Raw genomic sequence first — 227 nt, 5'->3', positions numbered from 1 at the left:
AAACAGATTAATATTTCTGTACTCGATATAATTGCGATGGGGGGACGGAGCAGGCTAAACAAGCATGGCGTTGGTAGTCCATGTGAAAGTGAGTAGGTTGGTGACTTAGGTAAATCCGGGTTGCTATTAAGACTGAGACACGAGACGAGTCACTAAGGTGATGAAGTTGTTGATGCCATACTTCCAGGAAAAGCCTCTAAGCTTCAGATTATATGGAATCGTACCCC

At 44.1% G+C, this 227-nt stretch carries 1 rRNA gene; it reads left to right on the top strand.

Annotated features, from left to right (window positions below):
* Nucleotides 1–225, top strand: a 23S ribosomal RNA gene (locus tag H5160_RS20270); the annotation flags it as partial.
* Between the last annotated feature and the right edge of the window lie 2 nt (nucleotides 226–227).

This window comes from Pseudoalteromonas sp. SG43-4, assembly GCF_014164325.1.
Lineage (GTDB): Bacteria > Pseudomonadota > Gammaproteobacteria > Enterobacterales > Alteromonadaceae > Pseudoalteromonas > Pseudoalteromonas distincta.
Note: the sequence above shows the minus strand (reverse complement) of the source record. Positions and strands in the feature narration are given on the sequence as shown.